Below are 18,977 nucleotides of genomic sequence, written 5' to 3' on the forward strand. Positions count from 1 at the left end.
GTGTTTCGCGCGGGCTGGGTACCCGCTCCGAGCCCGTGACGGGCAAGGCATGACGAGAGCACGGCGGCGGGCCGTCGGGAGGAGCGTCGGGTGGAGCCGGAACGAGGCGCGCGGGGGGAGAGGTTCGCGGACGCGGTCGACGCCCGGCTGCCCGTGCACGACGGGGCCGGACAGCTGCTCCGCAAGGCCTTCCCCGACCACTGGTCCTTCCTGCTCGGCGAGATCGCCCTGTACAGCCTGATCGTCCTGGTGGTGACCGGCGTCTGGCTGACCTTCTTCTTCAAGCCCGAGATGCGGGAGGTCGTGTACCAGGGGCCCTACACGCCCCTGCAGGGGCAGCTCGTCTCCGGGGCCTTCGACTCAACCCTCCACATCAGCTTCGACATCCGTGGCGGCCTGCTGATGCGGCAGGCCCACCACTGGGCCGCACTGGTGTTCGTCGCCGCGATCGGCGTGCACCTGCTGCGGATCTTCTTCACCGGCGCCTTCCGCCGCCCCCGCGAGATGAACTGGGTCATCGGCGTCACCCTCTTCGCGCTGGCCCTGGCCGAGGGCTTCGCCGGCTACTCCCTGCCGGACGACCTGCTCTCCGGCACCGGCCTGCGGATCGCCCAGGGCATCATGCTCTCGATCCCGGTCGTCGGGACGTACGTGGGCATGTTCGTGTTCGGCTCCGAGTTCCCCGGCCACGACATCATCCCCCGGCTGTACAGCCTGCACATCCTGCTGCTGCCCGGCGCGCTGATCGGCCTCGTGACCGTCCACCTCATCCTGGTCTTCTACCTGAAGCACACCCAGTGGCGGGGGCCCGGCCACCAGAACTCCAACGTGGTGGGGAAACCGCTCTACCCCCAGTTCTCGGCCTCCTCCATCGGGCTGTCCCTCACCGTCGCCGGTCTGCTGGTGGCGTTGGCCGGCGTCGCGCAGATCAACCCGGTCTGGGTGTACGGCCCGTACCGGCCCGACCAGGTGTCCACGGGCTCCCAGCCGGACTGGTACGTCGGCTTCCTGGAAGGCTCGCTGCGGCTCGTCCCGCCCTGGGAGACGAACGTCGCCGGCCACACCCTCATGTGGAACGTCCTGCTGCCCGCCGTCGTACTGCCCGCGCTGCTCTTCGCCGTCCTGTACGCCTACCCCTTCGTGGAGCAGCGGCTGACGGGGGAGTGGCGGCAGGAGCAGCACTTCAGCGAGCGGCCCCGGGAACGGCCCGTGCGCACGGGCCTCGGCGCGGCGGGCGTCACCTTCTACGCCGTGCTGGTGCTGGCCGGCGGCAACGACGTGACGGCACAGACCTTCCGGATCTCGGTGAACGCCCTGACCTGGATCTTCCGGGTCCTTCTGATCCTCGGCCCGGTCCTCGCGTTCCTCGTCACCCGCGCGCTGTGCCGCGCCCTGCTCCACGCCGAACAGGAACGGCTGGTGGAGGGGGAGGAGACCGGGCAGGTACGGCAGACCCTCGCCGGCGGCTACGAGAGCGGCCACCGGCCGGTGACGGACTTCCGGCCGGGCGCCCCGCGCCGGCCGCTCAGTCCCCCTGCTCAGTCCCCCGGTTCACGTACTGGAACACCAGCCCCGCGACCCCCCGGGCCAGAACGCCGAAACCGATGAGGAACAGCCACAGCCCGAACACCACACCGGTCGCCGCGACGGCGAACCCGAGCGCGGTGACGATCGGCCAGGGGCTGTGCGGCGGGAAGAACTCCACCGGCCCGGCGGTGTCGGCCACCTCCGCGTCGGTACGGTCCTGGGGGCGCGAGCCGTGGCGCACGTAGTGCGTCGCGCAGAAGAACGACACCACCGCGGCCATCCCGAACGCCACGATCAGCGCCGCCGTACCCGCCGGATCGGCGTGCGACCACACCCCGTAGAGCGCGGCGGCGGCGCCGAAGAAGACGGCCACCCCGCCGAAGAGCAGTGCCTCGACCTTCATCGCGGACCCTCCTCCGCCAACTTCCGCGTGACCTCCGGATGGTGCAGGTCGAAGGCCGGTGACTCGGACCTGACCCGGGGCAGCGCCACGAAGTTGTGCCGGGGCGGCGGACAGGAGGTGGCCCACTCCAGGCCGCGGCCGAACCCCCACGGGTCGTCCTCCTCGACCTGCCTGCCCTTGTGAGCGGTGAGCCAGACGTTGTAGAGGAACGGCAGTGTGGAGACGCCGAGCAGGAACGCGCCCGCCGACGAGAGGGTGTTGAGCAGGGTGAACCCGTCCGCCGGCAGGTAGTCGGCGTAGCGGCGGGGCATGCCCTCCGCCCCGAGCCAGTGCTGCACCAGAAACGTCAGCTGGAACCCCGGGAACAGCAGCCAGAAGTGCACCTTGCCCCACCGCTCGTCGAGCATCTTCCCGGTGAACTTCGGCCACCAGAAGTAGAACCCGGCGAACATCGCGAACACCACCGTCCCGAACAGCACGTAGTGCAGGTGCGCCACGACGAAGTACGAGTCGGTGACGTGGAAGTCCAGCGGCGGCGACGCGACCAGCACCCCGCTCAGCCCGCCGAGCAGGAACGTCACGAGGAAGCCCATCGACCACAGCATCGGCGTCTCGAACGAGAGCGAGCCCCCGCGCATCGTCCCGATCCACGCGAAGAACTTGATGCCGGTCGGCACCGCGATCAGGAACGACATGAGGGAGAAGAACGGCAGCAGCACCGCGCCGGTGGCGAACATGTGGTGCGCCCAGACCACCGCCGACAGCATGGTGATGGAGGTGGTCGCCCCGATCATCGGCAGATAGCCGAACAGCGGCTTGCGCGAGAACACCGGGATGATCTCGGAGATGATGCCGAAGAACGGCAGCGCCACGATGTACACCTCGGGATGCCCGAAGAACCAAAAAAGGTGCTGCCACAGCAGCGCCCCGCCGTTGTGCGCGTCGAAGACGTGCGAACCGAACTTCCGGTCGCACTCCAGGGCGAGCAGCGCGGCCGTCAGCACCGGGAACGCGGGCAGCACCAGGATGGACGTGAACAGCACGTTCCAGGTGAACATCGGCATCCGGAACATGGTCATGCCCGGCGCGCGCAGACACATGACGGTGGCGAGGAAGTTGACGGCGCTGAGCGTCGTGGACACACCCGAGACCACCAGCCCCATCGTCCACAGGTCACCGCCCGCGCCGGGGGAGCGGTACGCGCTGTTCAGCGGCGCGTAGGCGAACCAGCCGAACGATGCGGCACCGCCGGGCACCAGGAATCCGGAGACCACGATCAGGCCGCCGAACAGGTACATCCAGTACGACAGCGCGTTGAGCCGGGGGAAGGCCAGGTCGGGGGCGCCGATCTGGAGCGGCATGACCGCGTTCGTGAACCCGGCGAACATCGGGGTCGCGAACAGCAGCATCATGATCGTGCCGTGGATGGTGACGAACTCGTTGTAGGTCTCGTTGCTGAGGAACTGAAGGCCGGGGCGGGCCAGTTCGGCCCGCATGCCCAGGGCCAGCAGCCCGGCGAACAGGAAGAAGCAGAACGCCGTGACCATGTAGAGCCGGCCGATCACCTTGTGGTCGGTCGTGGTGGCCCAGCCCAGGAGCCTGCGGCCCAGGGGCGCGGGGGCGGCGGGAGGCGACGGCTCCTGGCCGACGTGGTGCGACAGTTGGGTCATGGTCCTCCTCAGCCGTGCCGAGCGCGACAAGCGCCTCGCGGGTGCCCTGCCCGTCGGCCGGGGAAACCGGCGGCTCCACGCGGGCGCCGGGTGCGTGGCGACGCTACCGGGGTCCCGCCCGATGCCCGGTCCGCCACGCCTCGCCGACCGGGCATTCCACGCCGCGTGGGGGGTACTCGCCGCCCATGCATACGACACATGAGCAGTTGGCCGCCGCCGGTTCGGTAGCGGGGGCGATCGCGATCGTCGTCTGTGGTGTGCTCATCGCGGGCGCCCTGATCGCGGCCGTACGCCTGGGCATCCGGGTACGGCGACGGGAGTCCCCGGCGCCCCGGCCCGAGGAGCAGCCGAAGCTGCCCAGCACGGGGCCGGTGCGCGAGGAACGCAGCGTGCGCGAGCCGAACGAGGTGCCCCGGGCGTCGGGTGACGACGACCGTCTCACCCCGCACCAGCTCGGCAACGTCTCCAGCCGGCCCAGCAGCGACCAGACCCGCCCCCGCTGGGATCCCGGTTCCAGCGGCTCCTTCGGCGGCGGAGGCGGCGGCACTACCTGACGTGCCGGCCCCCCGCACTCCCTACGACCGTCGCGCCCCGGGTCCGGACAGCCGGCCCGGGGCGCTCACGACGGCCGGTCCGGTGCGGTCAGGACGGCCGGTCCGCTCCGGTGCGGTCAGGACGGCCGGCCCGGGCGGTCGCGTCCACCAGCCGGGCCGCCCGTTCCACCCGCGTCGGCAGCCGGCGGCGGGCCGCGAGGGCGGCGGGCAGGCGGGCCAGGGTTTCGCGCGACGCCTGTCGGGCGCCCGGGCGGGCGGTGACCGCGGCGGCCGCCAGCCGTGCCGCGGCGGCGAAGGCGGCCGGCAGCGGCCGGCGCATCAACAGGGTCAGCACCTCGTTGCGGCGCAGCGCGGGGCCACGACCGCGACGGCCGCCCGGCTCGGGATGGTGATGGGCCGTCAGCGTCGGCTCGTAGGCGACGCCCCAGCCGCGTGCCGTCAGGTCGTAGGCGAGCAGGGTCTCCTCGCCGCCGAAGAACAGCAAGGGATGGAAGCCGCCCGCCGCGAGGAACGCCTCCCGGCGCACCACGCACGCGCAGGCCAGGAAACCCAGCACCGGGCGGCCCGGCAGGTCCGGTTCGGCAGGCAGCGGGGAGGCCGCCAGTCGCGCGTTGAGCGGGTCCTCGGTGCCCTCGGGACCCACGAGCGTACGGGCCGCGAGCAGCCCCAGTCGCGGATGCGTGTCGAGCAGGTCGGCGGCCCGGCCCAGGGCGCCCGGCGCCCACCAGGAGTCGTCGTCGCTGAACGCGACGTAGGGCGTGTCGGCGTCCAGGACGGCCAGGTTGCGGCCCAGGGCGCCGGTGTTGTGACCGGGGCTGAGCACCCGGGCGCCGGACGCGTGGCGGCGCACGGCCCGCCCGGTGACCTCGTCGGAGCCGTTGTCCACGACCACGACCGGGGGCCGCTCCGGCAGGGCGCCCAGCGCGTCGAGGGTACGCAGCAGACTGGCACACCGGTCAAGGGTGATCACGCCGACGGTGACCCGGCTGTCAGGCACGGGTGTCACCTCCTGGGCGAGGCGGCCGGGCCGGCAGCAGTGCCAGGGCGGCCGCGGTGACCTCCTCGGGCCGGATCAGCAGCAGCCGGGGGTCGGGGGCCGTGCCGTGCGGGTCGCCCGGCGGGCCCGGATGCCACAGCGCGACATGACGTGACACCCGGGGCGGCCCCCACAGGGCGGGGGACACGGGACCGAAGAGCGTCACGGACGGCGTGGCGTGCGCGACCGCCAGATGGGCGAGGCCCGTGTCGCCGCTCACCACCAGCGCGGCCCGCGCGACCAGGGCCGACAGCGAGCCGAAGGGCAGCCCGCCGCACAGCGTGTCCGGTCCGGGGACCCCGGCCGGTTCGGCGACCGCCCGCACGAGCGTGTCCTCGCCGGGCCCGCCCGTGACCACGACCCGGTGACCGGCGGCCCGCAGCCGCCGGGAGACCTCGGCGAACCGGCGGACGGGCCAGCGGCGGGCGGCCGCGTCCGCACCCGGGTGCACGACCACCGCCCCCGGTGCCGGCGAGGGCGTCGCCGGCGGCGGGAGACGTACGTCGGACGGATCGGCGGCGATGCCGTACGAGGCGAGGAAACGGCACCAGCGCTCGCGTTCGTGCTCGTCCGCTCGCCACAGGGGCGGCCGCCCCGGTTCGGCGTGGGCGAGCAGCCGCCGGGGCCGCAGGACGGCCAGGGCGTCGCGGCTCGCGGGGCCGTTGCCGTGCAGGTCGACCGCCAGCGACGGGGGCGGTCCCGGCCAGTGTTCGAGGGAGGGCACGGCCCGGCCGGGCGCCTCGGCCGGCAGTACCGCGTCGACGGCGCCGGTCGCCAGGGCCGCCTCGGTGAGGGCGGGCGGCAGGGCGAGGACGAGGTGGTGACCGGGGTGGGCCCGGCGGATGCCGCGCAGCGCCGGGACGCCGGTGAGCAGGTCACCGAGTCCCAGCGCCCGCAGCACCAGCAGGCGGGGCGCGTCGGGGGCGGCGGTCACCCGTCACCCCTTCAGGGCGGCGCGGGCCGCGATACCGGTGGTGGAACGGCCGTCGAGGTAGGGGAACAGGACGACCTGCCCGCCCCAGCACGCCACCAGCGGCGCCTCCGGCAGCGGGGTCCTGGCGTAGTCCCCGCCCTTGGCCCAGATGTGCGGGCGCAGCTCGCCGAGCAGCCGCTCCGGCGTGTCCTCGTCGAAGACGGCGACCTCGTCGACGCACTCCAGGGCCCGCAGCACCCGGATCCGGTCCGCGACCCCCACCAGGGGCCGGCCGTCGCCCTTGCGGCGGCGCACGGAGGCGTCCGAGTTGACGCACACGATCAGGCAGTCGCCGCTGCGCCGCGCGGCCTGGAGGAGCGCGACATGCCCGGCGTGCAGCAGGTCGAAGCAGCCGCCCGCGGCGACCACCGTGCCTCCGGCCGCGCGGACCCGGGCCGCCGTGCGCAGCGCGTCGCCCGTCGGACCGCCCGCGGGTTCGCCGGCGCACTCGGATTCGGTGCCGAGGGAGCGGACGCCCCCTTCGGCCACGAACCGGGTGGCCGCGTGCACCGCCCCGCGGACCGCGGACTCGGTGAGCTCACCGTCGGCCAGCGCCCCCGCCGCCGTCGCCGCGAACCGGTCACCGGCGCCGCACGCGTCCCCGTCGGCGGTCACCGGCGAGGGCACCATCAGCGGCGTCCCGCCGTGCGACAGCAGCGCGCCGTGCCCGCCGAGCGTCACCACGACACAGGCCGCGCGCCAGGCACCGACCAGCGTGTCGGCGTCCCGAGCGGCGCCGCGCAGCCCGGCCGGGTCGTCGCCCTCCTCGCCGGCGCCGAACCGGGCGGCGAAGGCACGGGCCTCGGCCGCCGACGGCGTCACCATGCGTGCCCCGGGCACCGGCGCGCCGCCACGCGGATGCGGGTCCCACACCACGGAGGCCCGTGCGGCGGCCTCGGCGAGCACCTCGCGCAGTACGTCGGCGCTGCCGCGGCCGTAGTCGGCGACGAGCAGCGCACCCGCGCCGGCGACCGCACGGCGGGCCTCCTCGGTGGCGTCCCCCGCGCGTCCCTCGCCGTCGTCCAGGCGCAGCATCGGCCGTCCCCCGGCGAGCACCCGGGTCTTGCTCGACAGCGTTCCCCGCAGGGGCAGCCCGACCACCCTCACCCGGTCCCCGAGCAGCTCGCGCAGCCGCCCGCTGGCAGGGTCCTCGCCCAGTGCGGTGACCAGCGTGACGTCACGGCCGTCGGCGGCGGCCAGCCATGCCGCGAGGGCCGCGCCGCCGGGACGGGTGGTGCGCCGGACGCCGCCGACCACGGGCACGGGGGCGTCCGGGGCGAGCCGCTCCGCCGTTCCGCACAGGTCGTGGTCGAGCAGCGCGTCGCCGACCACGAGCAGCGGGGCCGGGCCGGTCATGCGCGTTCCTTCCGGACCTCCGACCAGTGCCGCCGGGCGGGCCGCCGCTCCACGGCCCGGTCGAAGGCCTCGCAGAGCATGTGCACGGCCACCAGGTGCAGTTCCTGGACGGTCGCTCCGGTCGCCGCGGCCACGGCCAGCGCCTCGTCGGCGCAGGCCTGCAACGGGTTGGGCGCGGGGCCCGTGGCCGCCCACACGGACAGCCCGAGGCGGTGCGCCTCGGTGGCGGCGACCAGCAGGTTCGCGCTGGCGCCGCTGGTCGACAGCAGCATCAGGACGTCCCCGGAGCGGCCGTGCGCGGCCACCTGACGGGCGAAGATCTCCTGGACGCCGTAGTCGTTGGCGATGGCCGTCGTGGACGAGGTGTCGGCGTGCAGGGCGAGCGCCGAGAACGCCGGACGGTCCTTCCGGTAGCGGCCCACCAGCTCGGCGGTCAGGTGCTGGGCCTGCGCGGCGCTGCCGCCGTTGCCGGCCACCAGCAGCCGGGCACCGCCGCCCAGCCGCCCGGCGAGCTCGGTGCCCCACCGCTCGATGAGCGGCGCGTCGGCGCGGAAGCCCTCCAGGGCCTTCATCAGGTCGTCGCAGTGGGTGAGGTCGGTGACGAGTTTCATCGGACCACCCCCGACAGCGAGGGGACACTGGAGACGGCGGCGTAGACCCTGGTCAGTCCGTCGGCCACCCGGTCCCAGGTGTAGTGGTCGAGGACCCGGTGCCGGCCGGCGGCGCCGTACTCGTCGAGCCGCCTCGGGTCGTCGAGCAGCCGGCGGATGGTGGCGGCCGTGTCGTGGTCGTCGTCCGACGGGACCAGCAGGCCGGTCAGGCCGTCCACGACGGTGTCGAGCTGTCCGCCGACCGCGGTGGCCACCACCGGGGTGCGGCAGGCCATGGCCTCGACGGGGACGATGCCGAAGGGCTCGTAGCGCGGCAGCGACAGCACCAGGTCCGCGCTGGACATGAGCTGCGGCATGTCCTCCCGGCCGACGCCGCCGAGCAGTTCCACCCGGTCGGCCACCCCGTGCTCCTCGGCGACCGCCCACAGGCGCTCCGCCTCCGGTTCCGCGGCGAGGAGCGCCGGTTCGGGGCCGCCGGCGATCACCAGGTGGGCGTCGGGGACCCCGGCCAGGGCGCGGATCGCCCGGTCGAAACCCTTGCGGGGGACGAGCCGGCCGACCGTGAGCAGCCGCCGGGGTCCCGGACGCGACCGCCGCAGACCGGGGACGGGGGAGAACTGCACCGGGTCCACCCCGCAGGGCACGATCGAGACGTGGTCCGTGGACAGGCCCATGGCCTCCAGCTCGGCCACCTCGTCCCGGCAGGTCGCCACGATCGCCGCGCACTCACGGCCCACGGCCCGTTCGACCCCGACGCGCTCGGACGGACTGGTGTCGGCGGCGCCCTGATGGCGCTTCTTCACCGTGCCGAGGGCGTGATACGTCTGCACCACCGGCACTCCCGGGGCGCGGGCACCGGCCAGCGCCGCCATCCCGGACATCCAGAAGTGGGCGTGCACCACGTCGGGCGGCGTGACCGCCCACTCCCGGGCCAACCGGTCGCCGAACTCCGGTATGTACGGCAGCAGTTCGTCCTTGGGTATGGGCGCGGCCGGACCGGCCGGGACATGCACCACCTGCACGCCGTCAGGGGTGACGACCCGGTCCGGCAGCCGCGGCCCGTCGCGCCGCGTGTACACGGTGACCTCGTGACCGCGCCGGGCGAGCACCGCGGCGACCTGCGCGACGTACACGTTCTGGCCGCCCGCGTCCGGCCCGCCGAGCTCGGCCAGCGGGCTGGCGTGCTCCGAGACCATGGCGACGCGGCCGGCCGAGGGGTAGCTGTGGCTCATCGGGTGACCTCCTTGATCAGGCGCTCCCAGTCGTCCCGGAAACGTCGTTCTCCGTAGCGGGCCTGTGCCGCGGCCCTGGCGGCCTCCCCTGTCTGCCTGGCGTACGCCGGATCCGCGAGGAAGCCGCGGACGGCGTACTCCAGGACGTCGAAGCGGTTGGAGACGATCCCGGCGCCCTCCGGGACGGCCTCCCGGACCTCGGTGGTGGCCAGCGCCACCACTGGCATCCCGAGGAACATCGCCTCCAGCAGGGACAGCCCGAGCGACGTCCAGCGCACCGGGTGGACGTACAGACGACACCGGGCCATCGCCGGGTGCAGCTCGCCCTGTGGCAGGTCGTGGCAGCGGCAGCGGTCCGGCGGCAGGCCCAGATGGGCGGGGAGCGTCGCGGTGCGCATTCCGAAGACGTCCAGCGGCGCCCATCCGGCGAACCGGGGCAGCAGATCGGTTCCGGTCGTACGGCCCCTGCGCACCGGATCGTTGACGACGACCGCGGCCCGGGGCTCGGCGCCGGTCCACAGGTGACCGGGGTCGATGATCCCGTGCTCGACGACCGTGGTGGGGGCGCGTCCGTTGTCCCACATCAACTGGTTGAAATGGGTGACGTGCACGACGGTGATGTCGTCGCGGCCGGCCAGCGGGTGCCGGGTGCCGTCGGGGGTCCCGTGCGGGCTGTTGTGCTCCACGTACACGGCCGGCACGTCGACGCCGGGGCGGCGGCCGGTCCACCGCCGGGCGAGTTCGAGCTCGTGAGGACGCTGCAGCACCATCAGGTCGATGTCGGCGTCCCGCAGCCGATCGGGCGTCACCTCACGCACCGACGCGGGCCACTGCCAGGTCCGGGCCCGGCCGAGACCGTCCGGCCCGCGGTCCGGCGTCACCGGCACCAGGAAGGTGTACGGGGGCTGCACGAACGACGTCAGCCATGAACCGTGCACATGCCATACCAGGACGTTCATCGTCTGCCACCTGCTCACATGCCGTCAGAGGAGTTTCCGCACCGCGCCGACCACGTCCTGGGCCGTCACCTCGGCCAGGCAGGGGTGGCCGGGCACGGGACAGTGCCGGGCCCGGGTGTCCGCGCAGGGGGCGCGCTGGTTGCCGAGCAGCACGCTCGGCACGCCGTACGGCGCCCACCGCCCGGCCGGCACCACCGGTGCGAACAGGGACACCACCGGCGTACCGACGGCAGCCGCCAGGTGGGCCGGACCGGTGTTGCCGCACACCACCACGTCGGCCAGCCGCAGCACGCCCGCGAGGACCCGGGGATCGGTGCGGCCGCCCAGGTCGATCCCGGCGCCCCCGCTCACCGACCGGGTGAGCTCCTTCTCACCGGGGCCGCCGGTGACGACGACCCGGTGTCCCGCGTCCGCGAGCAGCTCGACGGCCGCCGCGCACCGGTCGGCGCCCCAGGCCCGGGCCGGCGCGCTGGTTCCGGGATGGACGACGACATAGGGGCCGTGCCCGGTGAGCGCGACCGTGTCCGGAGGGGGCAGCACGCGCAGCCGTCCGTCGTCGCCGGGCCGGGGCAGGAACCCCAGGGCTACGGCGGTGTCCAGCGCGGCCTCGGCCTCGTGCCGTTCCGGCCGCCGCCGGTGCCGTACGTCCAGGAGCCGCCCGGGGTGGTCGACGCTGTCGGCGCCGATCCGCCCGACCCCTGCCAGCCGCAGCAACAGCGCGGTGGGCAGCGGGCTCTGGTGGAACGAGGTCAGCACGAGGGCCACGTCGAAGGCGGCCGCCCGCAGTCGTCCGAGGAGTCCGGCCACGTCCGCGTCCGCGACCGAGGGCGGGTCGAAGCCCTCCCAGGGCGCCTCCCACACCAGCACCTCGTCGACGCCGGGCAGCAGCCGGGCGGCCGGTGCGCCGCCCGGACCGCAGAGCATGGTGACATGGCAGCAGTGCGCGGCCACGGCGCGGACGGCGGGCCCGGCGAGCAGCACGTCGCCGAAGCTGTCCAGGCGTACGACCAGTGCCTTCACGAGCGACCACCGTCCAGCAGCGTCCGGACCGCGGTGAGCAGGTCCGGCGCGGACTCCGGCGCCCCGGCGACCTCCTCGGGCCGGGTGGCCGGGTTCGGTACCAGCACCCCCCGGGCGCCGGCGGCGCGCGCGGCCGCCAGGTCGGCGCCGATGTCGCCGATCACCACGCACTCGCCGGGCGCCCGGCCGAGCAGCCGCGCCGCCCGCAGCACCAGTCCCGGCCGGGGCTTGCGGCAGTCGCACCCCTCCTCGGGCAGGTGCGGGCAGTACAGCCAGACGTCGACACCGCCCAGCAGCGAGTCGACCCGGGCATTGACGCGCCGGACGTCGGCGTGGCTGATCAGACCCCGCCCGACACCTGACTGGTTGCTGACCACCCCCGTGGCGAGCCCGGCGCCGCGCACCGCCGCCAGGGCCCGCCGGGCGCCGGGCAGCAGCCGCACCCGGTCGGGATCGCCGTTGTAGGGAACGTCCACGACCAGGGTGCCGTCCCGGTCGAAGAGGACGGCGGTGACGGGGAGCGGGGTGACGCAGGCACCGGGGGACGACGCGGCGGCGGCGCCACACGACCCGGGGGCGCCGGTGTTCGTCCGCACTCCCGACGCGGTGGTGGGGCGGGCGGAGTTCATGGTGTGCTCCGCGACGGGGTGAGGGCGGTGGCCGTCGCGGGACCGGGGTCCAGCGGGGCGGCCCGGCGGTGCCGGAGCATGCCGGTGAGCCGGTGGCGGACCGCGAGCGGGGGGATGAGCACGCTGGTCACGGCCATCGTCGCGGTCTCCCGCGCCGTGCGGGGGCCGGGCAGGATGCGGGCGAGGGCGAACTCGGCGGTGCCGGCCGCCCACAGCGCCCCGGCGACGGTCGCGGCCCGGCGGCGGCCGGCCAGCGCGAGGACGGGCGCGGCCACTGCCGCGGCCGTCACGAGCGTGTGCCCAGGCAGCCGTCCCCGGGGTGCGCGGGCCCGGTCCCACCAGTCGGCGCCGTGCAGCCGGTTCATGAGGGCGTCGTCCGCGTTGCCGCGCTGGGCCCGCACCGACACCCAGGCGTCGGCCGCCCGCACCGGGTGGCGCGTGGCGCGCTGCCCGCGACGCAGCGCCCACCCCGCCGCCAGGACCCGCAGGGCGAGGTCGGCGTCCTCACGGAAGGCCCGCCGGAACCGCTCGTCGAAACCGCCGACCGCGGTCAGCGTCCGTGTCCGGTACGCCATGTCGGCCGTCGCCCAGGCCGCGCCCTCCAGTCCCGCCGTGCCCCGTTCCCAGTCGGTGGGCCTGCGGTCGTCGGGCAGCGGCACGGTCAGCCGGCCCTGGACGCCGCCGGTGGCCGGCCCCGCTCCGGCGAGATCGGCGGCCAGCCGGCGGGACCAGTCGGGCAGCACCTGCACGTCGTCGTCGAGGAAGACCGTCCACGGCGTGCCGACCGTCCGCCAGCCGGCGTTGCGGGCCGCGGCCGGGCCACGCCCGCCGGTGCGCAGTTCCCGGACCCGGTCGCGCAGGGTGCCCGCCGCGCCGAGCGGCAGCGGCGCGGCGGGGTCGGGGCGGTCGTCGACCACGACGATCTCCTCGGGAGGGTGGCCGGTGGCCGCGTCGAGCGCCCGCAGGCAGTCGGCGAGACAGGCCCGGCCGATGGTCGGGACGACCACGCTGTAGGCGGGCGCGCTCATGCGAAGACCTCCCGGCGGCGGACCGCGAACGGCCCCAGCGCGAGCAGGTCGACGGGCGCCGAGCCGAAGCACTCCAGGGCGTCGCGCGGATCGTCGACCATCGGACGGCCCGCGGTGTTGAGGCTGGTGTTGACGACCACGGGCAGTCCCGTCCGGGCCTCGAACCCGTCGATCATCCGGGCCACCAGCGGCTCCGCGGAGCGGTCCACGGTCTGGATCCGCGCCGTGCCGTCCACGTGCACGACCGCGGGAATGCGTGCCCGCCACTCCTCGGCGACGTCGTGCACGAACAGCATGTACGGGCTCGGCAGCGGCCCGTCGAACAGCTCGGCGGCCCGCTCGGTCAGCACCATCGGGGCCACCGGCCGGAACTCCTCCCGCCCCTTCACGGCGTTCAGCCGCTCCAGGTTGGCCGCGTGACCCGGGTGGGCGAGCAGCGAGCGGTGCCCGAGCGCCCGGGGGCCGTACTCGCTGCGCCCCTGGAACCAGGCCACGATGCCGTCCCGGGCCAGCTCGGCCGCCACCGCCTCGGCGATGTCGTCCGGCTCCTCGTACGGTACGGCCGCCCGTTCCAGCCAGGCCCGCAGCTCCTCGTCACGCCAGCCGCGTCCGAGCGCGGCGGTCGGCATCGCCTCCACCGGCTCCTTCTGGTGGGCGAGATGCAGGGCGGCGCCGAGCGCGGTCCCCGCGTCCCCGGCCGCCGGCTGCACCCAGACGGTACGGAACGGACTCTCCCGGTACAGCAGGGAGTTGGCCACGCAGTTGAGCGCCACCCCGCCGGCCAGGGTCAGCACGTCCTGTCCCGTCCGCGCGTGCAGCGAGCGCGCCAGCCCCAGCAGGACCTCCTCCAGACAGGCCTGGGCACTGGCGGCCAGATCGGCGTGGTCGCGGGTCCAGCCGGCGCCCGCCGCCCGCGCGGGCGCCAGCGACTCCCAGGGCACGGGCCGGGCCCGGAAGCCGCCGTCACCGTCCGCGCGGACGTACTCCCGCAACGCGTCGAGGAAGCGGGGACTGCCGTAGGAGGCCAGCGCCATCACCTTGAACTCGTCGCTGCTGCGCAGGAATCCGAGGTGCTGGGTGAGGTCCTCGTAGAACAGGCCCAGCGAGTCGGGCAGCGCCTGGGCGGACAGCACCTCCAACTCCCGGTTGACGTAACGGCCGGAGAGATGGGACCCGCACTCGCCGCGGCCGTCCAGTACCAGGACCGCGCAGTCCGGATACGGCGACGCCTGGCCGGCGGAGGCGGCGTGCGCCACATGGTGGGCGACGAAGCGCACCTTCTCCGGGTCGAGGCCGGGCAGCGCCTCGGCCAGGAACCCCGGCGCCTGACGGGCGTACTCCTGGCGGAGCGCGTCCCAGGGGTCGTCGAGCTGCAACTGGGCGGCAGGAAGGGCGAGTTCGGGATCGTACGAGTAGGCCACCGCGTCCAGGTGGGCGGCGGTCAGCCCGGCCTGCTCCAGACACCAGCGGGCGGACTGCTCGGGCAGCTCCCACGCGGAGAACGGCAGCGGCCGTTTCCCGTGTTTGCGCCGGCTGAAGCGTTCCTCCTCCGCCGCCGCCACGATGCGGCCGTCCACCACGAGGGCGGCGGCCGGGTCGTGGAAGAGGGCGTTGATTCCCAGGACGCGCATGCGGTGCCTCCGTGGCTGGTGGACGGTGCGGCGGGGATCAGCCGCGAAGATCAGCCGCGGGGATCCGGCGCGGCTGCCGGGCGGGCGGCGAAGTAGGCGATGGTCTGCTTGATGCCCTCCTCCCAGGGCACGTGCGGTGTCCAGCCGAGGAGTTCGCGGGCCAGCGTGGTGTCGGGACGGCGCCGCTGCGGATCGTCGGTGGGCCGGGCGACGAACTCGATCGGCGAGGCGGAGCCGGTCAGCTCCACGACCCGCAGGGCGATCTCGTGGACGGTGACCTCGTCGGTGCCGCCGATGTTGACCGGGCGCACCGACCGGCTGGCCGCGACGCGCAGGATCCCGTCCACGGTGTCGTCGACGTAGCACAGCGACCGGGTCTGGTCGCCGTCCCCGGCCACCGTCAGCGGCTCGCCGGCCAGCGCCTGGCACACGAAGGTGGGCACGGCACGGCCGTCCAGGGCCCGCATCCGCGGCCCGTAGGTGTTGAACAGCCGCACGATGCCCGCGTCGGCGCCCCGGTTGCCGACATGCGCGGTGACCAGTGCCTCGGCGAACCGTTTGGACTCGTCGTAGACGCTGCGCGGGCCGACCGGGTTGACGTTGCCCCAGTAGTCCTCGCGCTGTGGATGCACCAGCGGGTCGCCGTACACCTCGGACGTCGAGGCCAGCAGGAAGCGGGCTCCGTCGCGCTCCGCGAGCGCCAGCATGTTGCGGGTGCCCAGGCTCCCGACGTCCAGCGTCTCCAGCGGATGACGCAGGTAGTCGGCGGGGGAGGCGGGACAGGCGAAGTGCAGCACCAGGTCGTAGGGCCCGGGCAGGTCCGCGTCGGCGTCGGGGGCGGACACGTCCTGCTGGACGTAGCGGAAGCCGGGGCGGCCGGTCAGGTGCGCGACGTTCTCGCGGGAACCGGAGAGCAGGTTGTCGACGCAGTCGACTCCGACCTCCGCATTCAGCAAATGTTCGCAGAGGTGGCTGCCGAGGAAACCGGCACCGCCGGTCACCACGGCACGCCGCCAGGGCAGGGCTGAGCGAGCATCAGTCATGGGGTGTCCTTCGACCGCGACGGGGGCGCACGAGGGCCCGGCACCCGGACGTGGTGCACGTCCGGCGCGGAACACGAGGGCTGAAGTGTGAGAGAGAAACGTTCGTGGGGGGCGGAGAGCGGCTTGGCAGCTTCCGGGACGCCGCCGTGTTCTCGACGGTCCTGACCGGGGTTCCCGGGTCAGTTGGTTTCACACGTTGGTTCCAGTATGCGGGTCTCCTCCTGTCGCGCGATTCGTGTGACGCGGCGGACGCGGGGCACTCGGCTCGCGGCTGGTCCGAACCCGGACCGCTGTGCCACGAGCGGAGGTGAAGGGCATGGGACACGGTGGAAACGTCATCGACGAGTTGGTGACCGATCACCGCGAGGTGGAGGAGATCTTCGGCAAGATCGAGGCGCTGCCGCCCGGTGACAGGAACCGCAAGCTGTACGCCGACCAGGCCACGATGGAACTGGTACGGCACTCGGTGGCCGAGGAGGCATATCTCTATCCGGCTGTGCGCGAGCACGTCGAGGGCGGTGACGCCCTGGCGGACAAGGAGCTCGAGGACCACGCCAAGGCCGAGCAGATCATGAAGGACCTGGAGGGCTGCGAGCCGGACGACGCCCGGTTCGACACGCTGCTGAACTCCCTGATGAGCGAGATCCGCATGCACGTCGAGGACGAGGAGCAGAACCTCTTCCCGAGGCTGCGGGCCGCCTGCTCGGCGGACGCCCTCAACGACCTCGGCGACAAGGTCAGGCAGGCGAAGAAGACCGCGCCGACCCGTCCGCACCCCGCCGCCCCGGACAAGCCGCCGGCGAACAAGATGCTGGCTCCGGGCGCCGGCCTGGTCGACCGGCTCCGCGACGCGCTGACCGGCCGCGGCAAGCCGGACTGACCCGTATCCCGGCCACACGACGCAGGGGCCCGGCGCTCGGCACGCCGGGCCCCTGTGTGCCCGGTGAGGGGCTCTCGTCTGTACCGAGGTATGTCATGAGTCAGGTTCAGGTCCTGAAACCTGCTCCGGCCCGGGAAAGCCCCTGTGAGCAAGCACACTCCGGGATCAAATGCCCCACCGGCCGCGCGGATTGGGCAGGCGCCGGCCGCCGGGGCGCGGTGGCGGGCCGCGTCCCCGGCACCGCTTCTGTCACCATGGCGTTGCCTGATCGACCGGGTGGCGCGGCCGCGCAGCGGAGCCGGCCCCCTTCGCCGCCGCCGGTCCCCTCCCGCCTCCCGGTTGCCGAGTACCGCCGTGCCTGCTGCTGCCCCTGTCACCACTCCTGCCCCGATGCCCGGACCCGCCTCGCGGTCGCCGTGGCGGTCCCTGCGCCACACCGGTATGCGCTGGTGGTCCGCGGCGAACTTCCTGTCCAACGCGGGCACCTGGATGCAGCTCACCGTGCAGAACCTGCTGGTGCTCCAGATCACCGGCTCGGCGGCCGCCACCGGCCTGTCGGTGTCCGTGCAGGCCGCTCCGGCCCTGTTCATCAGTGTTCTCGGCGGCGCGGCCGTGGACCGCTGGCCCCGCCGCACCACCGTCGCCGTCAGCCAGGCGCTCCTCGGTGCCGTGGCCTTCACCACGGCGCTCCTGGTGGCCCTTGACCGGCTCGACCTGACCGGCCTGCTCCTGCTGGCCGCGGTGACCGGTGTCATCGCCACCGTCGACGGTCCCGCGTGCGCCCTGCTGGGCAACGACCTGGTGCCCGCCGAGGACCTCCCCTCCGCCATCGGCGTGGGCGCGCTGGTGCACAGCGCGGGGCGGCTGGTCGGTACCGCCCTGGCGGGCGTGACCGTCGGTTTCCTCGGCACGGCCTCCGCATACGCGGCCAACGGGCTGTCGTTCCTGCTCGTGGCGTCCGTCGTGCCGTTCCTGCGCCCGGTGCGGGACACCAGGGGCGACCTGGACACCGCCCCGGACGCGGCGCCCGGGGACGCGCCGCGGGCCTCCGAGCTGACCGTGCGCGAGGGACTGGCGTTCTTCGCCCGCAGGCCCCGGCTGGTCGCGCTCGCCTGCGTGTCCGCGGTCAGCTCGGTCTTCGGACGCAACTACGGACTCACCCTGGCCGTGCTGGTCACCGGCCCCCTGGCGGCGGGCGCGGGCGCCTTCGGCACCGTCTCCGCGGTACTGGCCGCGGGCGGCATCGTCGGGGCCGTCCTGGGCGGCCGGTTGCGCCGTCCGTCGGTCCGGCTGGTGGGCGTCCTGGCGGCCGCGGGCGGCCTGCTCCAGGCGGTCGCCGGACTGTCCCCGTCACTGCTCGTGCTGCTGGTCCTCGTCCTGCCCATGGCGGTGGTGGAATCCGTCTCCGACACCGCCATGACGTCCGTCCTCCAGACCGACCCGCCTCTGCACCTGCGCGGCCGTGTGCTCGGGATCTGGAGCAGCATCGGCACCGTGTGGAGCCTCGGCGGACCGCCGCTGCTCGGCCTCCTCATGGAGACGGCCGGTGCGCGCGGGGCGCTGGTGGGCGGCGGCCTGCTCATCGCGGGCACGATCGCGGCGGGATTCGCCGTACGGGCACGGCGGCCCCTGGCGCCGGTGCCGGTACGGCCCCCGGCCGGCGACGTGCCTCTGACGCCGGCGCTGGAGACAGCGGCCTGACAGCCGGTCCCGGAGCGGGGCTCGGGCTCAGGCCGTGACGGGCCGGCCGTCGGGCTTCAGCCGCCCGCGGAGCTGCGCACGGTGCAGTTCCGCCACCGGGGCGAGCAGGTCCGGGTGGCGCAGCAGTGACGCCGCCCGGACGTCGTCCTCGTCGGGCAGCAGCAGACGCCGGAAGTCGACCGAGGCGCCGGCCAGGTGTTCGCCGTCCGTGAGCGCGCCGACGGCGAGCCGGGCCAGTTCCGGGTCGCAGAGCAGGCCGGCCGCCCAGCTCGCCACCACCTCGTCCACCCAGCTGCGCCAGGCGCCGTCCGCGTCGGGGGCGGCATCGCCGCCGGTCACCCAGTCCAGCCGGGTGGCGCCCCCCGGGCCTGCGATCCCGACCAGACCGGCGTCCAGCGCGGTCGGATAGCGCAGCCAGGCGGCCACCGTCACGGCCTGCCGGGCCTGCGCCTCACACCGAGCGGCGGCGAACGCGCCCCCGTGGGCCGGGAAGGCGCCCGAGAGCCACCGGGCCGTGGCGGCGATGAGCGGAGAGAGATCTGCGAGCACTGCCAACCGTCCGAAACACCTGAGGGAAACCGACCGGGAACCGACAAAACGGTATCCCGGACCGACCCCCCGGAGATATGGACGAACCCCGTGGCCCTGCCCACAGCCCCCACCGCAACCGGACCCCGCACAAGCCGAGGACCCCGGCCCGTGGTGCGGGGCCGGGGTCCTCGGC

Annotated in this window: 18 protein-coding genes; 4 read left to right on the forward strand and 14 right to left on the reverse strand. The window is 74.5% G+C overall.

Going from position 1 to position 18,977, the window contains the following annotated elements:
* Window positions 1–90: 90 nt before the first annotated feature.
* Window positions 91–1,608: a cytochrome bc1 complex cytochrome b subunit gene (gene qcrB / locus MB828_RS05535; RefSeq protein ID WP_301647169.1), complete on the forward strand. Its 1,518-nt coding sequence runs from the start codon at window positions 91–93 to the stop codon at window positions 1,606–1,608.
* Here qcrB and ctaF read toward each other — a convergent pair.
* Window positions 1,526–1,930 carry an aa3-type cytochrome oxidase subunit IV gene (gene ctaF, locus MB828_RS05540; protein WP_133022996.1) on the reverse strand — a complete coding sequence of 135 codons (405 nt, stop codon included), beginning with the start codon at window positions 1,928–1,930 and terminating at the stop codon, window positions 1,526–1,528. The two genes, qcrB and ctaF, sit on opposite strands and share 83 nt — an antisense overlap.
* A complete protein-coding gene (gene ctaD, locus MB828_RS05545; protein ID WP_301647170.1) occupies window positions 1,927–3,600 on the reverse strand; it encodes an aa3-type cytochrome oxidase subunit I in 1,674 nt (557 codons plus the stop codon). The genes ctaF and ctaD overlap by 4 nt, the downstream gene beginning before the upstream one ends.
* 185 nt (window positions 3,601–3,785) lie before the next feature.
* On the opposite strand from ctaD, the gene MB828_RS05550 reads away from it, so the two are divergent.
* On the forward strand, window positions 3,786–4,154 hold the full coding sequence (locus MB828_RS05550) for a DUF6479 family protein (RefSeq protein WP_301647171.1): 369 nt from the start codon (window positions 3,786–3,788) through the stop codon (window positions 4,152–4,154).
* Window positions 4,155–4,242: 88 nt separating this feature from the next.
* Here MB828_RS05550 and MB828_RS05555 read toward each other — a convergent pair whose 3' ends face one another.
* The 11 genes from MB828_RS05555 to MB828_RS05605 are packed head-to-tail and all read right to left on the reverse strand — an operon-like array spanning window position 4,243 to window position 15,672.
* Window positions 4,243–5,160 carry a glycosyltransferase family 2 protein gene (locus MB828_RS05555; RefSeq protein ID WP_430381333.1) on the reverse strand — a complete coding sequence of 306 codons (918 nt, stop codon included), beginning with the start codon at window positions 5,158–5,160 and terminating at the stop codon, window positions 4,243–4,245.
* On the reverse strand, window positions 5,144–6,124 hold the full coding sequence (locus tag MB828_RS05560; RefSeq protein WP_301647173.1) for a glycosyltransferase family 9 protein: 981 nt from the start codon (window positions 6,122–6,124) through the stop codon (window positions 5,144–5,146). The genes MB828_RS05555 and MB828_RS05560 overlap by 17 nt, the downstream gene beginning before the upstream one ends.
* A 3-nt stretch (window positions 6,125–6,127) precedes the next feature.
* A complete protein-coding gene (locus tag MB828_RS05565; RefSeq protein ID WP_301647174.1) occupies window positions 6,128–7,519 on the reverse strand; it encodes a PfkB family carbohydrate kinase in 1,392 nt (463 codons plus the stop codon).
* Window positions 7,516–8,130, reverse strand: coding sequence for a D-sedoheptulose-7-phosphate isomerase (locus tag MB828_RS05570; RefSeq protein WP_301647175.1), 615 nt, complete (start codon window positions 8,128–8,130; stop codon window positions 7,516–7,518). The genes MB828_RS05565 and MB828_RS05570 overlap by 4 nt, the downstream gene beginning before the upstream one ends.
* On the reverse strand, window positions 8,127–9,362 hold the full coding sequence (locus MB828_RS05575) for a glycosyltransferase (RefSeq protein ID WP_301647176.1): 1,236 nt from the start codon (window positions 9,360–9,362) through the stop codon (window positions 8,127–8,129). The genes MB828_RS05570 and MB828_RS05575 overlap by 4 nt, the downstream gene beginning before the upstream one ends.
* Window positions 9,359–10,321: a glycosyltransferase gene (locus MB828_RS05580; RefSeq protein WP_301647177.1), complete on the reverse strand. Its 963-nt coding sequence runs from the start codon at window positions 10,319–10,321 to the stop codon at window positions 9,359–9,361. The genes MB828_RS05575 and MB828_RS05580 overlap by 4 nt, the downstream gene beginning before the upstream one ends.
* Before the next feature lie 24 nt (window positions 10,322–10,345).
* On the reverse strand, window positions 10,346–11,341 hold the full coding sequence (locus MB828_RS05585) for a glycosyltransferase family 9 protein (protein WP_301647178.1): 996 nt from the start codon (window positions 11,339–11,341) through the stop codon (window positions 10,346–10,348).
* Complete coding sequence (locus tag MB828_RS05590) at window positions 11,338–11,970, reverse strand: D-glycero-alpha-D-manno-heptose-1,7-bisphosphate 7-phosphatase (protein WP_301647179.1); 633 nt, start codon at window positions 11,968–11,970, stop codon at window positions 11,338–11,340. The genes MB828_RS05585 and MB828_RS05590 overlap by 4 nt, the downstream gene beginning before the upstream one ends.
* Window positions 11,967–12,998: a glycosyltransferase family 2 protein gene (locus MB828_RS05595; protein ID WP_301647180.1), complete on the reverse strand. Its 1,032-nt coding sequence runs from the start codon at window positions 12,996–12,998 to the stop codon at window positions 11,967–11,969. Before MB828_RS05595 ends, MB828_RS05590 begins: the two co-directional genes overlap by 4 nt.
* Window positions 12,995–14,629, reverse strand: a complete 1,635-nt coding sequence (locus tag MB828_RS05600; RefSeq protein WP_301647181.1) for a carbamoyltransferase family protein — start codon at window positions 14,627–14,629, stop codon at window positions 12,995–12,997. The genes MB828_RS05595 and MB828_RS05600 overlap by 4 nt, the downstream gene beginning before the upstream one ends.
* 50 nt (window positions 14,630–14,679) lie before the next feature.
* A complete protein-coding gene (locus tag MB828_RS05605) occupies window positions 14,680–15,672 on the reverse strand; it encodes an NAD-dependent epimerase/dehydratase family protein (protein WP_301647182.1) in 993 nt (330 codons plus the stop codon).
* A gap of 316 nt (window positions 15,673–15,988) precedes the next feature.
* Here MB828_RS05605 and MB828_RS05610 point away from each other — a divergent pair, with 316 nt between their 5' ends.
* Together MB828_RS05610 and MB828_RS05615 are read left to right on the forward strand one after the other, a co-directional pair.
* Window positions 15,989–16,552, forward strand: a complete 564-nt coding sequence (locus tag MB828_RS05610; protein WP_133023009.1) for a hemerythrin domain-containing protein — start codon at window positions 15,989–15,991, stop codon at window positions 16,550–16,552.
* A 441-nt stretch (window positions 16,553–16,993) separates the two neighbouring features.
* Window positions 16,994–18,253, forward strand: a complete 1,260-nt coding sequence (locus MB828_RS05615; RefSeq protein ID WP_430381338.1) for an MFS transporter — start codon at window positions 16,994–16,996, stop codon at window positions 18,251–18,253.
* Window positions 18,254–18,280: 27 nt separating this feature from the next.
* Here MB828_RS05615 and MB828_RS05620 read toward each other — a convergent pair whose 3' ends face one another.
* Window positions 18,281–18,802, reverse strand: a complete 522-nt coding sequence (locus MB828_RS05620) for a hypothetical protein (RefSeq protein WP_301647266.1) — start codon at window positions 18,800–18,802, stop codon at window positions 18,281–18,283.
* Window positions 18,803–18,977: the final 175 nt, after the last annotated feature.

Origin of the sequence: Streptomyces arenae, from assembly GCF_022343545.1 — a bacterium.
In the GTDB taxonomy this organism is placed as follows: Bacteria; Actinomycetota; Actinomycetes; order Streptomycetales; family Streptomycetaceae; genus Streptomyces; species Streptomyces humi.

Excerpts from the sequence above, each read along its gene's own strand:
- MB828_RS05575 (WP_301647176.1), bottom strand. The coding sequence starts at position 9,362 with ATGAGCCACAGCTACCCCTCGGCCGGCCGCGTCGCCATGGTCTCGGAG.
- MB828_RS05590 (WP_301647179.1), bottom strand. The coding sequence starts at position 11,970 with ATGAACTCCGCCCGCCCCACCACCGCGTCGGGAGTGCGGACGAACACC.
- MB828_RS05550 (WP_301647171.1), top strand. The coding sequence starts at position 3,786 with ATGCATACGACACATGAGCAGTTGGCCGCCGCCGGTTCGGTAGCGGGG.
- MB828_RS05600 (WP_301647181.1), bottom strand. The coding sequence starts at position 14,629 with ATGCGCGTCCTGGGAATCAACGCCCTCTTCCACGACCCGGCCGCCGCC.
- ctaF (WP_133022996.1), bottom strand. The coding sequence starts at position 1,930 with ATGAAGGTCGAGGCACTGCTCTTCGGCGGGGTGGCCGTCTTCTTCGGC.
- MB828_RS05610 (WP_133023009.1), top strand. The coding sequence starts at position 15,989 with ATGGGACACGGTGGAAACGTCATCGACGAGTTGGTGACCGATCACCGC.
- MB828_RS05570 (WP_301647175.1), bottom strand. The coding sequence starts at position 8,130 with ATGAAACTCGTCACCGACCTCACCCACTGCGACGACCTGATGAAGGCC.
- MB828_RS05605 (WP_301647182.1), bottom strand. The coding sequence starts at position 15,672 with ATGACTGATGCTCGCTCAGCCCTGCCCTGGCGGCGTGCCGTGGTGACC.
- ctaD (WP_301647170.1), bottom strand. The coding sequence starts at position 3,600 with ATGACCCAACTGTCGCACCACGTCGGCCAGGAGCCGTCGCCTCCCGCC.
- MB828_RS05595 (WP_301647180.1), bottom strand. The coding sequence starts at position 12,998 with ATGAGCGCGCCCGCCTACAGCGTGGTCGTCCCGACCATCGGCCGGGCC.
- MB828_RS05615 (WP_430381338.1), top strand. The coding sequence starts at position 16,994 with ATGCGCTGGTGGTCCGCGGCGAACTTCCTGTCCAACGCGGGCACCTGG.
- MB828_RS05565 (WP_301647174.1), bottom strand. The coding sequence starts at position 7,519 with ATGACCGGCCCGGCCCCGCTGCTCGTGGTCGGCGACGCGCTGCTCGAC.
- MB828_RS05580 (WP_301647177.1), bottom strand. The coding sequence starts at position 10,321 with ATGAACGTCCTGGTATGGCATGTGCACGGTTCATGGCTGACGTCGTTC.